Here is a 14,170-nt window from a genome sequence, read left to right as displayed (position 1 = left end):
TCCCGCGGCGCTCAACGGCCTGTTCGCGGCCAAGGAGGTCTTCGCCGACCGTCCGGCCTGACGGCGGGAGGCGCCCGTCGATGCCGCCCGCGGGGCGGCACGGCGGGGTGCCGGCCGGCTTCGACAGATAAGCGGGAACGTGAGGCGCGGGCGCGCTGTTGTTACTGCGCCAATCCATCGCGCTCGTGTCGAGCCCAGCGGCATTCGAAGCAGGCCCCCATGGTTCAGAGCGTCCCGTTCACGCAAATTCCTCCGGCGAAGGTCGTCCGGCCCGATCGGCCTCCGACCTCCGGCCAGATGACACTGCTGGCCTTCTTCGCGATCGTGGCCGCGCTCTATTTCGCGCGCGAGGTGCTGATCCCCCTCACGCTTGCGGTCCTGTTGTCGATCCTGCTGGCACCGCTGGTCGGGCTGTTGCGCCGCCTGCGGCTGGGGCGCGTTCCCGCGGTCTTGCTGGCGGTCGTCGTCGCCGTCGGACTGATCTGCGCGATCGGCGGCCTCATCGGCACTCAGATTGCCGAACTCGTCGACAACGTGCCGGCTTACGCGCAGACGATCGAGAGCAAGGCGGGCACGGTCCGAACCTTCGCACTCGACCAGTTCGGCCGCATGGCGAGCCGTCTCGGCTACGATACCGCGGCGCCGAAGAAGGGCGCGAAGCCGGCGGCCCCGGTCGCCTCGCTGCTGCCGCAGTTGCCGGCCAAATCGGGGCCGCAGCCGATGCCGGTCGAGGTGCACCAGCCCGATCCGTCGCCCATGGAGCTGGCGGAGCGCTACCTGTCGCCCATCCTGTCGCCGCTCGGCACGGTCGCGATCATCCTCGTCGTCGCGATCTTCGTCTTGCTGCAGCAGGACGATCTGCGCGACCGGCTGATCCGGCTGTTCGGGTCGAGCGACCTCAGGCGCACCACGGTGGCGCTCGACGACGGGGGGCGGCGGCTCTCGCGCTATTTCCTGACCCAGCTCGGCATCAACACCGCCTTCGGCTGTGTCATCGGCGTCGGCCTGCTGCTGATCGGCGTGCCCAGCCCGCTCTTGTGGGGCGTGATGGCGGGGTTGCTGCGTTTCGTGCCCTACGTGGGTTCGATCATCGCGGCGATGTTCCCGATGGCGCTCGCCGCCGCCGTCGATCCGGGCTGGTCCATGGTGCTGTGGGCCGGCGGCCTGTTCATCGTCGTCGAGGCGATGGTAGGCCAGATGATCGAGCCGCTGCTGTATGGCCACAGTACCGGCCTGTCGCCGATCTCGGTCGTCGTCGCCGCGATCTTCTGGTCCTGGCTGTGGGGGCCGATCGGCCTGATCCTGTCGACGCCGCTGACCTTGTGCCTGGTGGTGCTGGGGCGGCATGTCGAGCAGCTGGAATTCCTCGACGTCATGTTGGGCGACCGGCCGGCGCTGACGCCGGTCGAAAGCTTCTACCACCGCATGCTGGCGGGCGATCAGGACGAGGCGCGCGACCACGCCGAGCATCTGCTGAAGGAACTGTCGCTGATCGCCTACTACGACGATGTGGCGCTACCGGGCCTGGAACTGGCCGCAGTCGACGCCCAACGCGGGGCGCTCACGACCGAGCAACTGGACCGGATCAAGGAGACGATCAAGGAATTGGTCGAGGATTTGTCCGGGCACCTGGACCGCAAGCAGCCGGCCGGCAAGGACAGCAGCGTGGCCGGTCCGTCGAAAGACGAGCCTGTCCTGCAGAACATCGCGCCACCCGGAACGCTCGATCCCGCCCGTTCGGGCATGGTCGGCGCGTGGCGAGGGCCGACGCCGGTGCTATGCGTCGCCGGCCGCGGTCCGCTCGACGAGGCGGCGGCCTCAATGCTGTGCCAATTGCTGAGCAAACACGGCATCGGCGCGCGGATCGCGCCCTATGAGGCCGCGACGCGGGGCAACATCAATCTGCTGGAGACGAACGACGTCGCGATCGTTTGCGTGTCCTACCTCGATATCAGCGGCAAGCATGCGCACCTGCGCTACCTGCTGCAGCGCCTGCGTCAGCGGATGCCGGCCACGCCTTTCGTGGTCGGCCTGTGGCCCAGCGAGGATCCTTCGGCGCCGGACCGCACGATCCGGGCCGAACTGGGCGCGGATTTCTACACGCGCACGCTGCGCGAAGCGGTCGATATCTGCCTGGGCATCGCGCGGGATTCCGCCAGCGAGACCGATTTGCGCTTGGCCGCACCCGTCCTGGAGGAGCAGGCGACCCCATGAAGCTGTTCACATGCCAGCATTGCGGCCAGTTGGTCTATTTCGAGAACGACCATTGCGAGAGTTGCGCGCGGCGCCTGGGCTTCCTGCCGGGACAGATGATGCTGTCGGCGCTCGAGGCCGACGGCGACGCCTGGCGCGCGCTTGCCGGTGACGACGGCGCACGCTATCGCGACTGCGCGAACGCGCAGTTCGGCGCCTGCAACTGGCTGGTGCGTGCGGACGGGCCGGAGATCTTCTGCGCCGCCTGCCGCCACAACCAGGTCATCCCGGACATCAGCCTGCCGGAAAACCTGCCGCGCTGGCAGCAGCTGGAACGGGCGAAGCATCGCCTGTTCTATTCGCTGTTGCGTCTCCGCCTGCCGCTCGCCAATCGCATCGACGATCCGGATCATGGCCTGGCTTTCGAGTTCCTGGCCGTGGCGCCGGACACGCCCAAGGTGATGACCGGCCACGACAACGGCCTGATCACGCTGGCGCTGAAGGAGGCCGACGACGCCGAGCGGGAGCGGATGAAGCAGCTGATGGGCGAATCCTACCGCACCTTGCTCGGCCATTTCCGCCACGAGGTCGGCCATTATTTCTGGGACGTGCTGGTGCGCGACGGCGGCAAGCTCGACGCCTGCCGCGCCGTGTTCGGTGACGACAGCCAGGACTATGACGAAGCGCTGAAGCGCAACTACGAACAGGGTCCGCCGCCCGATTGGCGCCAGCATTTCATCAGCGCCTATGCAAGCTGCCATCCCTGGGAGGATTTCGCCGAGACCTGGGCGCATTATCTGCACATCGTCGATACGCTGGAGATGGGCACAGCCTTCGGACTGAAGATCGAGCCGCCCATCGTCGAAGGCGACGCGCTCGATACCGCGCTGGATTTCGATCCCTACGGCCCCGGCGACATCCAGCGGCTGGTCGACGCCTGGCTGCCTCTGGTCTTCGCCGTAAACAGCCTGAACCGGTCGATGGGCCAGCCCGATCTGTACCCGTTCGTGCTGACGCCCCAGGTCGTGGGCAAGCTGGGCTTCATCCATCAACTGGTCCATGGCTAGCCCCATGCCATCGCGGGGATCCGGACGCTGACCCTCCGCCGCATCGTCGCATATGGCTTCGGCCTGATCTGTCTGCTGGTGCTGGTGGCCGGAACCGTGCTGGTGACCCACGGGCCGTTCGAGCTGGCGTCGGCCGCGGCACGCCGCGCCGCGAAGAGCCTGGGCCGCCCGGTCGCCATCGCGGGCCTGCAAGTCCGGATCGGTTCGCCGGTCACGGTCAAGCTGCGCGGCCTGGTCATCGACAACCTGCCGGGTGCAGGCGCCGATCCGTTCCTGCGGCTGGACCAGCTCGATACCGAGATCGCGCCGGGTTCCCTGCTGGGCTGGCTGATCCTCGGGCGGCCGCCGACCGTCCGCCATCTGTCTGCCGACGGCATCCATCTGGTGCTGGGCCGGGCGGCGGACGGGCGGCCCAACTGGCGGTTCAAGGATGCCGAGCCCGCGGCCGACGGCAATGGGCGTACGAAATTCCCGACCTTGCTCGATGCGCACCTCGGCGACGGCGATGTCGTCATGCATACCTCGGGCGGCAACCTGATCCGGATCCATCTGGACGAGACCGCGCTCGCGGCCGCCGGGTCCGACCAGCCGGCGACATTGACCGCGCGCGGCACCTACAACGCGTCGCCGGTGCAACTGACGGCGGCACTGCAATCCTTCGACCGGCTGCACGATGCGACGGTGCCCTTCGGCGCCAAGGTCCGCCTGGCCAGCGACGACACGCTGCTCGATTTCGACGGCACGCTCACCAAGCCGATCGACGCCGACGGCGTCGCCGGCAAGCTGGTGCTGACGGCGCCGAGCCTGGACCGGCTACTGGCGATCACCGGCACCCCCGGGCATTTCGCGGCGCCGATTTCGCTGGGCGCCGGCTTCGACCGCGACGGCGATCTGTGGCGGCTGACCGATGGGGACGGCACGCTCGGCGGTCATTCGTTCAAGCTCGCCACGCAGCTGAAGGAAGGTGCCCGCCATGCGCCGGACGATTTCACGCTCGACGCCGGCTTCGCGCTGCTCGACCTCACGCCGCTCAGCGGGCAGGCCGGGTCCGGCGAGGCGTCGCTGCGCATCGATGCGGAACCCGGGACCCTGCTCGACGCCCATATCGCCGCCAAGCAGATCGCCTATGGCGATCTCAAGGCCGACGATCTCGATCTGAAAGCCAGGCTGGCGCCGGGTGCCCTGACGATCGACCGGTTCGCGGCCCGCTTCGCCGGCGGGACGGTCGGGATCGGCGGATCGCTGAAGAACGCCGATGCCGGCGCCGCGATCCAGGTCGACGGCACGCTTGGCGGTGCCGATGCGGGCCGGCTGGCGACCCTGCTGGCGCCGGGATCCTTGCCGATCACCGGCGCCGTCGACATTCGGCTGTTCATGGGCGCGACGGGAACGACGATACGGGATGCCGGGCGCACGGTGCATGGTGGCTTGGCGGTGTCGATGCGGGATGGTTCGATCGCCCGCAGCATCGTCGAGCAGGCCTCGACCGACGTGCGCGCGCTGTTCCGCAAGGCCGAGGGTACCGGCCGGATCGAATGCCTGCTGGGCGTGCTCGACCTGCACGACGGGGGCGGGCACATCATGCCGCTGCGTCTGCGGACGCCCGACGGGACGATCGCCGGTGCCGGTACGCTCGATCTGCGCCGCGACACGATCGACCTGACCTTCGCCTCCGAATCCGCGACGACGAGCCTGTTCGCGCTCGACGTGCCGGTACGCTTTGCCGGCCCGATCGCCGCGCCGCACCTGTTGCCGGCGCTGGGTGGACCCAAGCCGACGCCGATCGACCTGGATGATCTTCCACCTACCGTGCGGGACCTCGCCCGCGGTAACCCGTGCCTCACGGACGGTCGATAGTCGCCCGGCGGCCATGATCCAAAAGACGAAAGCCGGGAGAAACGCGAGCCTCAGCCGACGACTCGATAACCAGGCAGACGGCTGAGGCTTAATCGTTTCCTCACGGTGCACGCGGAAGATGAGCAATCATCTTTCCGGCATCGAAGGCGCGCTGCTCCTTGTCACCAGCTCATTCCCCGAGGCGGTTTCCCGCCCTGCGGCACCTGCTTGCGTCGGCGCCGCGCGGCGTTCCTCCGCTGGGCGGCGCGCTGCTCGGCTTCTGCGCGATCGTCGGGCTGTGGATCGGCATCTTCCATTCGCTCCAGGTGGAACGCGAGCAGGCGCTGTTCGGCGCGGCGCAGAACACTTCCAACCTGTCGCGCGCCTTCGAGGAACACATCGTCCGCTCGATCAAGGCGATCGACCAGACGCTGCTCTACGCCCGCGACAGCTACGCGAAGGCGCCGAGTGAGTTCGATATCGCGGCCTGGGCCAAGAATATCCAGTTCCTGACCGACCTGACCTTCCAGGTCTCGCTGATCGACAAGGACGGGATCTTTCGCGGTTCGAACCTCGCGCCCGCCACCGAACGGGTCGATCTCAGCGATCGTGAGCATTTCCGGGTGCAGCGCGACCGCCTCGGCGACGAACTGTTCATCAGCAAACCGGTGCTCGGTCGGGTCAGCAGCAAATGGTCGATCCAGATGACGCGCAAGATCATCGCACCGGACGGGTCGTTCGACGGGGTGTTCGTCATCTCACTCGATCCCCAGTACCTTTCGCGTTTCTATGATTCCGTCGACATCGGGTCAAAAGGTGCCGTGGCACTGGTCGGTACCGACGGCATCGTGCGTGCCCGTGCCGCCGCCGGTGGCGCCGGCATCGGACAGGCGATCCTCGGCGCCAGCCTGTTGAAAGCCTATGCCGTGGCACCGGCGGGAACCTACCAGGCCGTGAGCGCGATCGACGGCATCGACCGGGTCTATTCCTATCGCGGTGTGCGCGCCTATCCGTTGATCGTCAGCGTAGGCATCGCGGAACAGGAAGTGATGGCCGGCTACGTCGCCGATCGGCGCCTCTATTTCGTCATGGGGACGCTGCTCACGATCCTGCTGCTGATCGTGATGGCGATCATCGTGCGACGTGAGGCCGGCCTGCTGAACACCCGCGAGAAGCTGCGCGCGAGCGAAGCGCGCTATGCCCAGAAATCGAGGCTGCTCGAAGCGACGCTGGAGAACATGAGCCAGGGCATCATGATGATCGATGCCGATCGGCGCGTCCAAGTCTGCAATCGTCGCGCCGTCGAAAAGCTGGGCTTGCCGCCCGATCTCATGGCGACCCATCCCTTGTTCGACGAGGTGTTGCGGTGGCAATGGGAGCAGGGCGAGTTCGAGACCGAGGGCGCCGACGTCGATGCCTGGCTACGCGATTTCGTGCTGACCGGCGGTATTTCCGACCAGCCGCACACTTACGAACGTACCCGCAAGAACGGTGTCGTGCTGGAATTCCGCAGCTCGCCGATGCAGGACGGCGGCATGGTGCGGACCTATACCGATGTCACGCAGCGGAAGGAAACGGAGCGGGTTCTGCGCATGGCGCGCGACGAGGCCGACCGGGCCGCGCGCGCCAAATCCGAGTTCTTGGCGATGATGAGCCATGAGATCCGTTCGCCCATGAACGGCCTGCTCGGCATCATCGAGCTGCTGGGCGACACGAAGCTCGAGACCGAGCAGGCGCACATGGTGGAGCTGGCAGAGGAATCGACCGCGACGCTCCTTGGAATCGTCAATGACATCCTCGATCTCTCCAAGATCGAGGCTGGGGCCGTCGCCCTGGCGCCGGAGCCGATCGCGATCCACGAATTCATGCGGACGCTGATCAAGCCGTTCGGCCTCTCCGCCGCGCGCAAGGATCTGGATCTGCAGAACGAGTTGGAGGCAGCGGCGCCGGATTGGATCGCGGTCGATCCGCTGCGGCTGCGCCAGATCCTGGGCAATCTGCTGGGCAACGCCATCAAGTTCACCGCTGCCGGCGGGACCGTCGCGCTCGTCGTCTCGTGCCGGCCGTTGCCATCCGGCGCTCCGGGGCTGGTGTTCGAGGTTCGCGATACGGGAATCGGCATGGCGCCCGAGGTGCTGACGCGGCTGTTCCAGCCGTTCTCGCAAGCCGATGCCTCGACCACGAAGAACTATGGGGGCACCGGCCTCGGCCTGTCGATCTCCCGCCGGCTTGCGCGGATCCTCGGCGGAGACATCACCGTGACGAGCAAACCCGGTCAGGGTAGCATCTTCACTTTGACGATCCCGCTCGTGCCGGCCCAGCCCACGAACAAGACCGAGCAAGGCGCCTTCGTTCCGATTTCCGGCTCCTCCCTGCAAAATCTCCGCGTGCTGGTGGCCGAGGACCAGGAGACCAACCGCTGGCTCGTGAAGCGCCAGTTCGCGCGCATAGGCGTTCCGGTCGAGGTCGTCGAAGACGGCCGCAAGGCCTTCGCCGCCTTGGCCGAAGGAACGTTCGACCTGCTGGTGACCGACTGCCATATGCCCAACATGGATGGTGTCGAACTTGCGCAAGGCATCCGCGCGCTCGAAGCCGCTAAGGGTTCGGCCCGCCTGCCGATCCTTGGCCTGACGGCTGACGTCACTGCCGAGATGCGGGACCGGTGCCTTGCCGCCGGAATGGACGAGATCGCCGCCAAGCCGATCGACCTGCGCCGCTTGGAAGCGGTGTTGCGGCAAATCATGGCGCGCCAGGACGGGCCAGCCGAGGCGCCGGCGAAATCGGGCCTCGACGCCGATAGGCTGTTCGACGGCAGTAATTATCTCGACCTTTTCGCCGGAGATGAGGCCGAGGGCGAGGAATGGGTGGCGGGCTATCTTGCCGCAGCTACCGGAATGATCGACCGTTTGGGCAGTGACATTCTGTCAGGCGATCGTGCGGCGGTCCGGGACACGGCCCACCGGCTGGTCGGCAGCTCGCTCACGGTCGGCGCTCTGCGGCTCGGCCTGCTGGCACGCGCGCTGGAGCACTTGGCGATGACGGCGACACCGGATGAGTTACGGGAACGGAGGGAGCAGGTCGCGGCCATACTCGATGTCACGCGGGACGAAATCGGGCGCTTCATCGCCGGCAGGACGGCACGGGTGGCCTGAACTAAATCGCGGCGTCCCAAGCGGCTTTCCAGGCGACGAGCTGGTCGCCGGGCATCGGACGGGCCACGAGGTAGCCTTGCGCCACGTCGCACCCGAGCTCCGCCAGCAGATCCCATTGCGCCTGGGTTTCGACCCCCTCGGCCACGACCTCGAGGTCGAGCTTGTGGGCCATTGCGATGCTCGATGCCAGCACGATGCGGCTTTCCGCGTCCACGACCGCCTTGCTGACGAACGACTGGTCCAGTTTCAATTCGTTGAACGGCGCGCTCAGCAACTGCTGATGCGTCGAGTAGCCGGTGCCGAAATCGTCTATCGACAGACCGAATCCGCGCACGCGCAAGCGGGTGCCGACTTCGCGGGCGACGGATTGTTGCTGCAGCCAGCCGTCTTCCGTGACCTCCAGCGTGAGCTGGCTGGGCTCGACGGCGTGCTCCGCCAGGATCGCATCGATCCGCGCCGGCAGCGCGCGTGACAGCAGGCTGACGATCGGCAGGTTGACGCTGACCACAGTGGTGACGCCGCAGCGGCGCCAGGCAGCGCATTGCGCGATCGCGGTGACCAGGACCAGCTCGGTCAATGCCTCCAGCTTGTCCGCGGCCTGGACCAGCGGCAGGAAAGCGGCCGGCGACAGCAACCCGTGGGTCGGATGCTTCCAACGCACCAGCGCCTCGGTTCCCGTGAGCTGTCGGGTCTGGAAACTGACCTTCGGTTGGTAATAGGCGATGAGTTCGGGTGCCGCCAGCCCGCGCTCCAGCTCTTCGATCGTGATCGCGACGGTGGGTCCGACATGGAACAGGGAGCGTTCGGGACGCGGTTCGACAATGGCTTCGCGCAGCTTGGCGACGGTGACCGGCTTCGCCATGGTCTGCACGGTGGGCAGGCCGAACGCCAGGGCGGCTTCGCGCGCGGCCCGCAGCACGCGGGAATCGGCGCCGCTCGCGAGAATGATCCGGCTGTGGCGATTGTGTTCGGCCAGGCGGCGCAGGGTTTCGAGCCCGTCGACCTCCGGCATGTTCAGATCGCAGATGATGACGTCGATCGTCGTCTGCCACCCCAGCAGCGACAGGGCTTCGGCGCCATTGGCCGCCTGGTACGTCACCTCGGCGCCGATCGCTTTCAGCGCCCGGACCGTCGTGGTTCGCGTGAAGGCGTCGTCGTCGATGACGAGGGCGCTGAAGGCCGGGGGCGTGCCGTTCATGGAAATATCCAGAGTGGGTGGATCTGTAGTTAAGCGCTTGCTCGATTAAGAATTCATGGAGCAAACGCCATTCGAATGATTGGGCAGCGGCACCGGCCTGCGCTAGACTCGTCGGTAGGGAATGATCCCTTCGGGAAGGCGTCGCACGCTCGATGACGACATTACGCCAACAGGTCAACGCGCTGTTCGATCACGATCTGCCGTCGAACCTGGGCGGGCGGCTGATCAGCGGTTTCGTCGGACTGCTGATCATCGTCAACGTGTTCTCGGTCGTGCTCGAATCGGTCGAGAGCCTGCGGGTCAAGCATTTCGAGACCTTCTGGTGGATAGAGCAGGTCTCGACCGCCGTGTTCGCCATCGAATATCTGCTGCGGGTCTGGAGCGCACCCGACCGCGTGTCGGGCCGGTTCCGTGCGCCGCTCGCCGGCCGCCTGCGCTATGCCAGCCGGCCGTTCGCTCTGGTCGATCTCATCGCGATCCTGCCCGCGATCCTGGGCATGCTCGGCGCCGACGACCTGCGCGTGCTGCGGTTGCTCCGGCTGCTGCGCATGCTGAAGCTGACGCGCCATTCGACCGCCTTCACCATGGTGTGGGACGTGTTCCGCGAGGAGGCGCAATCGATCGGCGCCGTGCTGTTCATCCTGGTGATCACGCTGATCATGAGCGGCAGCATCATGTACATGCTGGAGGGCGATGCGCAGCCCGAAGTGTTTTCCTCGATCCCGGCTGCGATCTGGTGGGCGCTCGTGACGTTGACCACGGTCGGCTATGGCGACATGGTGCCGGTCACGGTCTGGGGCAAACTGTTCGGCGGCCTCGTCGCCATCGTCGGCGTCTGTACCCTGGCGCTGTTCTCCGGCTTGCTGACCGTCAGTTTCATGGACCAGCTGCGCATGCGGCGGGAACAATACCGCTCGCTGTTGCGCACCGGCATGGCGAGCGGCCAGATGCATCAGCGCGACGCGCAGGCGATGGAAAAGCTCGGCACCAACCTCGGTGTGCCGCGTCGGGATGCCGAGGCGATGGTCGACCAGGCGCTCGCCGGCGGCCCCTGTCCTCATTGTGGCCAAGCGATGCCGCACGACGCGCAAACGGCCAAATAGCCGCCGTCAGGCGGCCAGGTGCGACTTCACGAAATAGCGGGTGCGGATCGAATCGCGCCGGCCGAGCCCGACCGAGATCAGGTAGAGCAATCCGGCGACCAGGATGATGGCAGGGCCCGACGGCAGGTCGGCATGGTATGAGACGAGCAGGCCCAGGTAGCCCGACAGGGCCGCGAGTGCGCTCGATACGGCGGCCAAGGACCAGATCTCGCGTGCCCAGAAGCGCGCCGCGGCGGCCGGCAGCATCATCAGCCCGACCGCCATCAGAGTACCCAGCGCCTGGAAGCCCGCGACCAGGTTGAGCACGACCAGGGTCAGGAACAGGCCGTGGATCGTGCTGCCCGGTACGCCGACGGAGCGCAGGAAGCCCGGGTCGAACGCGTCCAGCACCAGCGGCCGATAGAGCAGGGCCAAGGCCACCAGGGTCACGGTCGCGATGCCGGCGACCAGGATCAGCGCGGTATCGTCGACCGCCAGGATGGTGCCGAACAGCACATGAAGCAGATCGATGCTGCTGCCGTGGGTCGATACGATCAGCACGCCCAGGGCCAGTGACATCAGGTAGAAGGCGGCGAAGCTCGCATCCTCGCGCAGCGGCGTCAGGCGGGTGACGATGCCGGCGAGCAGGGCCACCAGCAATCCGGCGCCGAGGCCGCCCAGGCTCATGGCCGGCAGGGACAATCCGGCGAACATGAAGCCGATCGCGGCACCCGGCAGCACCGCATGGCTCATGGCATCGCCCATCAGGCTCATCCGGCGCAGCACCAGCAGGGTGCCGATCGGGCCGCAGCCCAGCGCAAGTGCGATCGCGCCGACGAGCGCGCGGCGCAGGAACGGGAATTCGACGAACGGGCCAGCCAGATAGTCGTACAGCATCAGGTGCCGACCCTCAGCGCATCTTCCGCGGCCTCGTGACAGGCGCCGGCATTCTCGTCCCAGGCTTCGGAGATGCGGCGGGCGGCCGCCTGGTTCTCCGGCGTCAGCACGCTCTCGGTCCGGCCCCAGGCGACCAGTTCGCGGGCGAGCAGCAGGCTGTCGGGGAAATGGGCGCGGACCTGGTCGAAGTCGTGCAGCACGGCGATGATGGTACGGCCTTCGCCGTGCCAGCGCTCGACCAGGGCCAGGAGGTCCCGCGTCGTCTTGCTGTCGAGGGCCGTGAACGGCTCGTCGAGCAGGATCAGCGGTGCGTCCTGCACCATCAGGCGGGCGAACAACACGCGCTGGAACTGCCCGGCCGACAGGGTCGAGACGCCGCGCTGCTCGAAATGGGCGAGGCCGACCGCGTCGAGCGCGGCAAGCGCCGCGTCCATCTCCGGCCGTCCGGCGGCGCGGTGCCAGCCGATGCGGCGCCAGGCGCCCAGCAGCACGGTATCGAGCACGGTAATGGGAAAGCCGCGCTCGATCTCCGACTGCTGCGGCAGGTAGGCGAGGCTGGCGGGCCCGGCCGGGTCGCGCCGCACGCGGCCGCTGACCGCGCGGATCGTGCCGGCGATGGTCTTGACCAGGGTGCTTTTGCCGGCGCCGTTGGGGCCGACGATCGCGGTCAGCGATCCGGCCGCGAACTGGCCGCGGATGTGGTGGATCGCCGGATGCCGTTCATAGGCGACGGTCAGGTCCTCGACCGTGACGGCAGCACCCTGGCGGCTCATTGCAGCGCCCAGGCGACGGCGAGCCACAGCAGCGCCGACAGGCCGCCGGCCCAACCCAGGCGAAACCCCAGGCCGCGCGCGAGCGGGCTCGGGCCGACCGGCATTGCCGGGCGATGATGCCCATGGCCATGTGCGTGGCCATGCCCGTGTCCCGCATTCGTCGCCATGCCAACCGTCCGGTGTGATCGAAAGATTAGGATATAACGTTACATTTTAGTCGGGACAAGCGGCGAGGCCACATCGTCGCAACAACGACCCTACAGCCGCACCCACGCCCCCAGCATCAAGGCGCCGGCGAAGCCCACGACCAGGACCGAGCCGCCGATGGCGAGCCCGCGTTCCAGGCGCTCGCCGGTCGCGGTCTCGCCGCCGGCGAAGCGTTTCATCAGGCCGCGGGCCAGGATCGACAGCACGCCGATCGCGGACACGGTCAGGCCCATGCCGAGCGACAGCGACAGGACCGCGATCGTGCCGACCAGCATGGCGCCGTTGGCGAGCGCGAACAGCATGATGATGATGGCGCTGGCACAGGGCGCCACCCCGGCCGCGAGGGTCAGAATGCGGCGGAACGACGTGCCGGCAGGCGCCGGCGCAGGGTGATGGTGGTCATGCCCATGATCGTGGCCACAATCGTGATGGTCGTGCCCATGATGGTCGTGAGGTTCGTGGCTGAACGACACCGGGCCGTGTTGGTGATTGTGCCCCTTGCCCGTGACGGCCCGGTAGAACAGCACCAGCCCGATCGCCACGACCAGGCCATAGCTGATGAATTCGATCATCGCGCCATTGTTCTCGACCGCCATCTGGCTGGTCTTGAGCACGAGCGACAGCAGGAACACGACGATGATCGCAGTCACGCCCTGCAGCAGCGAGATGACGCCGCCCATCACCACGCCGCTGGTCCAGCGCGCCTCGTTTGCTACGAAATAGGCCGCGACGATCGATTTGCCGTGGCCGGGACCGGCGGCATGAAGCACGCCGTAGAGGAACGCGAGCGCCAGGATGGTGACGAAAGCGGTGCTCGATCCGGTGTCGCGCACCGCCTTGAACTGGTGCGAGATCCGCTCGTTCAGCAGCATCTGCTGATGTGCCAGCTTTTGCAGTGCGCCGTTGAAGATCCCGGTGCCGGGCAGCGCCACGTCGCCCGGCCGCTGGACGGGTACGGCCGTCGGCGCGTCCGGCTGGCCGATCGGCTTTTCCGACAGCGGCGTGCCGCCGCCACCGGTGAAGGGATCGGCCTTGGCGCCGGCCGGACCGACCAGCCCCGCCGTCAGCAGCAGGAGGATCAGCAGCAGCCGGCGCATCAGGCGCCGCCCTGGTAGCGGCAGGACACGATGTCGGCGTCGACCTGGCCCCAGCCCTGGGTATCGCGCTGGACCGTGCCGGGTTCGCAGTCGGCCTTGAGGGCCGCCCCGCCCGTCGCCTTGACCGGATCGTCGGCGGCCAGTTCGAAGTCCACGTAATATTCCGGATCGAACACGGCGATCTCCAGCAGGCTCTTCGGGCCGGGCTTGGGCAGGGTGAGCGGGATGACGAAGCTGTAGATCGCCTTGTCGTCGCCATTGAAGCTCGCGGTGAAATCCGTGGGCGTGCCGAGCGTCACCGGCTGGCCGTCCAGGCTCATGGTCGTGAAATAATGCACCGAGGCGAGGTTGGTGAAGGCCTTGTCATGCAGGCTCTTCACATCCTTGGCCGTGATCGGACCCGTCTTCGTGGCGGTATAGTCCGACCGCAGCATCGAGCTGTAGAGCTCGTCGAAGCTCCAGGTCATGCGCACGCCGGTCACGTTGTTCTGATCGAACAGGACCTCGACATGCTCCTCGATGAAGATATGCGGATGGGCTGCGGCCGGCTGGGCGCTGCACAGGGCGGCGAGGGCGAGGAACGGGGCGGTGTTGCGCCAGGGAAACATCATGGCGGCCTCTATAGCAGAGCGGCCGGGCGGTATCACCTGCCGGCACGGCGGAGTTTT

General features: G+C 67.2%; 11 protein-coding genes. 5 read left to right on the top strand and 6 right to left on the bottom strand.

Annotation, left to right across the window (positions count from 1 at the left end; genetic code table 11):
• Positions 1-297 precede the first annotated feature (297 nt).
• From VGV37_RS27780 to VGV37_RS27765, 4 genes are all read left to right on the top strand, one after another.
• Entirely contained in the window at positions 298-2,214 is a 1,917-nt protein-coding gene (locus VGV37_RS27780; protein WP_326883065.1) for an AI-2E family transporter, read from the top strand.
• Positions 2,211-3,260 (top strand): putative zinc-binding peptidase, encoded by a 1,050-nt coding sequence (locus VGV37_RS27775; RefSeq protein ID WP_326883064.1) that lies wholly within the window; start codon positions 2,211-2,213, stop codon positions 3,258-3,260. The genes VGV37_RS27780 and VGV37_RS27775 overlap by 4 nt, the downstream gene beginning before the upstream one ends.
• Before the next feature lie 78 nt (positions 3,261-3,338).
• Positions 3,339-5,117 carry an AsmA family protein gene (locus VGV37_RS27770; RefSeq protein WP_326883063.1) on the top strand — a complete coding sequence of 593 codons (1,779 nt, stop codon included), beginning with the start codon at positions 3,339-3,341 and terminating at the stop codon, positions 5,115-5,117.
• 158 nt (positions 5,118-5,275) lie between these two features.
• The gene (locus VGV37_RS27765; RefSeq protein ID WP_326883062.1) at positions 5,276-8,248 is read left to right on the top strand and encodes an ATP-binding protein; all 2,973 of its coding nucleotides are present in this window, start codon (positions 5,276-5,278) and stop codon (positions 8,246-8,248) included.
• A 1-nt stretch (position 8,249) separates the two neighbouring features.
• Here the strand turns inward: VGV37_RS27765 and VGV37_RS27760 are convergent, their stop codons facing one another.
• Positions 8,250-9,446, bottom strand: a complete 1,197-nt coding sequence (locus tag VGV37_RS27760) for an EAL domain-containing response regulator (RefSeq protein WP_326883061.1) — start codon at positions 9,444-9,446, stop codon at positions 8,250-8,252.
• Positions 9,447-9,598: 152 nt separating this feature from the next.
• Between VGV37_RS27760 and VGV37_RS27755 the strand changes: the two genes are divergently transcribed.
• The gene (locus VGV37_RS27755; protein ID WP_326883060.1) at positions 9,599-10,549 is read left to right on the top strand and encodes an ion transporter; all 951 of its coding nucleotides are present in this window, start codon (positions 9,599-9,601) and stop codon (positions 10,547-10,549) included.
• Between the two features lie 6 nt (positions 10,550-10,555).
• On the opposite strand, the gene VGV37_RS27750 is transcribed toward VGV37_RS27755, so the two are convergent.
• The 5 genes from VGV37_RS27750 to VGV37_RS27730 all read right to left on the bottom strand — a co-directional run bounded on the left by VGV37_RS27750 (position 10,556) and on the right by VGV37_RS27730 (position 14,113).
• Positions 10,556-11,425, bottom strand: coding sequence for a metal ABC transporter permease (locus tag VGV37_RS27750; RefSeq protein WP_326883059.1), 870 nt, complete (start codon positions 11,423-11,425; stop codon positions 10,556-10,558).
• Positions 11,425-12,198, bottom strand: coding sequence for an ABC transporter ATP-binding protein (locus VGV37_RS27745; RefSeq protein ID WP_326883058.1), 774 nt, complete (start codon positions 12,196-12,198; stop codon positions 11,425-11,427). Before VGV37_RS27745 ends, VGV37_RS27750 begins: the two co-directional genes overlap by 1 nt.
• The gene (locus tag VGV37_RS27740) at positions 12,195-12,365 is read right to left on the bottom strand and encodes a hypothetical protein (RefSeq protein WP_326883057.1); all 171 of its coding nucleotides are present in this window, start codon (positions 12,363-12,365) and stop codon (positions 12,195-12,197) included. The genes VGV37_RS27745 and VGV37_RS27740 overlap by 4 nt, the downstream gene beginning before the upstream one ends.
• Before the next feature lie 90 nt (positions 12,366-12,455).
• Positions 12,456-13,502: a hypothetical protein gene (locus VGV37_RS27735; protein ID WP_326883056.1), complete on the bottom strand. Its 1,047-nt coding sequence runs from the start codon at positions 13,500-13,502 to the stop codon at positions 12,456-12,458.
• Entirely contained in the window at positions 13,502-14,113 is a 612-nt protein-coding gene (locus VGV37_RS27730) for a DUF1007 family protein (RefSeq protein WP_326883055.1), read from the bottom strand. Before VGV37_RS27730 ends, VGV37_RS27735 begins: the two co-directional genes overlap by 1 nt.
• Positions 14,114-14,170: the final 57 nt, after the last annotated feature.

The sequence above is a fragment of the Aliidongia sp. genome, from assembly GCF_035943795.1.
GTDB lineage: Bacteria > Pseudomonadota > Alphaproteobacteria > ATCC43930 > CGMCC-115725 > Aliidongia.
The sequence above is the reverse complement of the archived record's forward strand: the minus strand, read 5'-3'. Positions and strand labels throughout refer to the sequence as shown.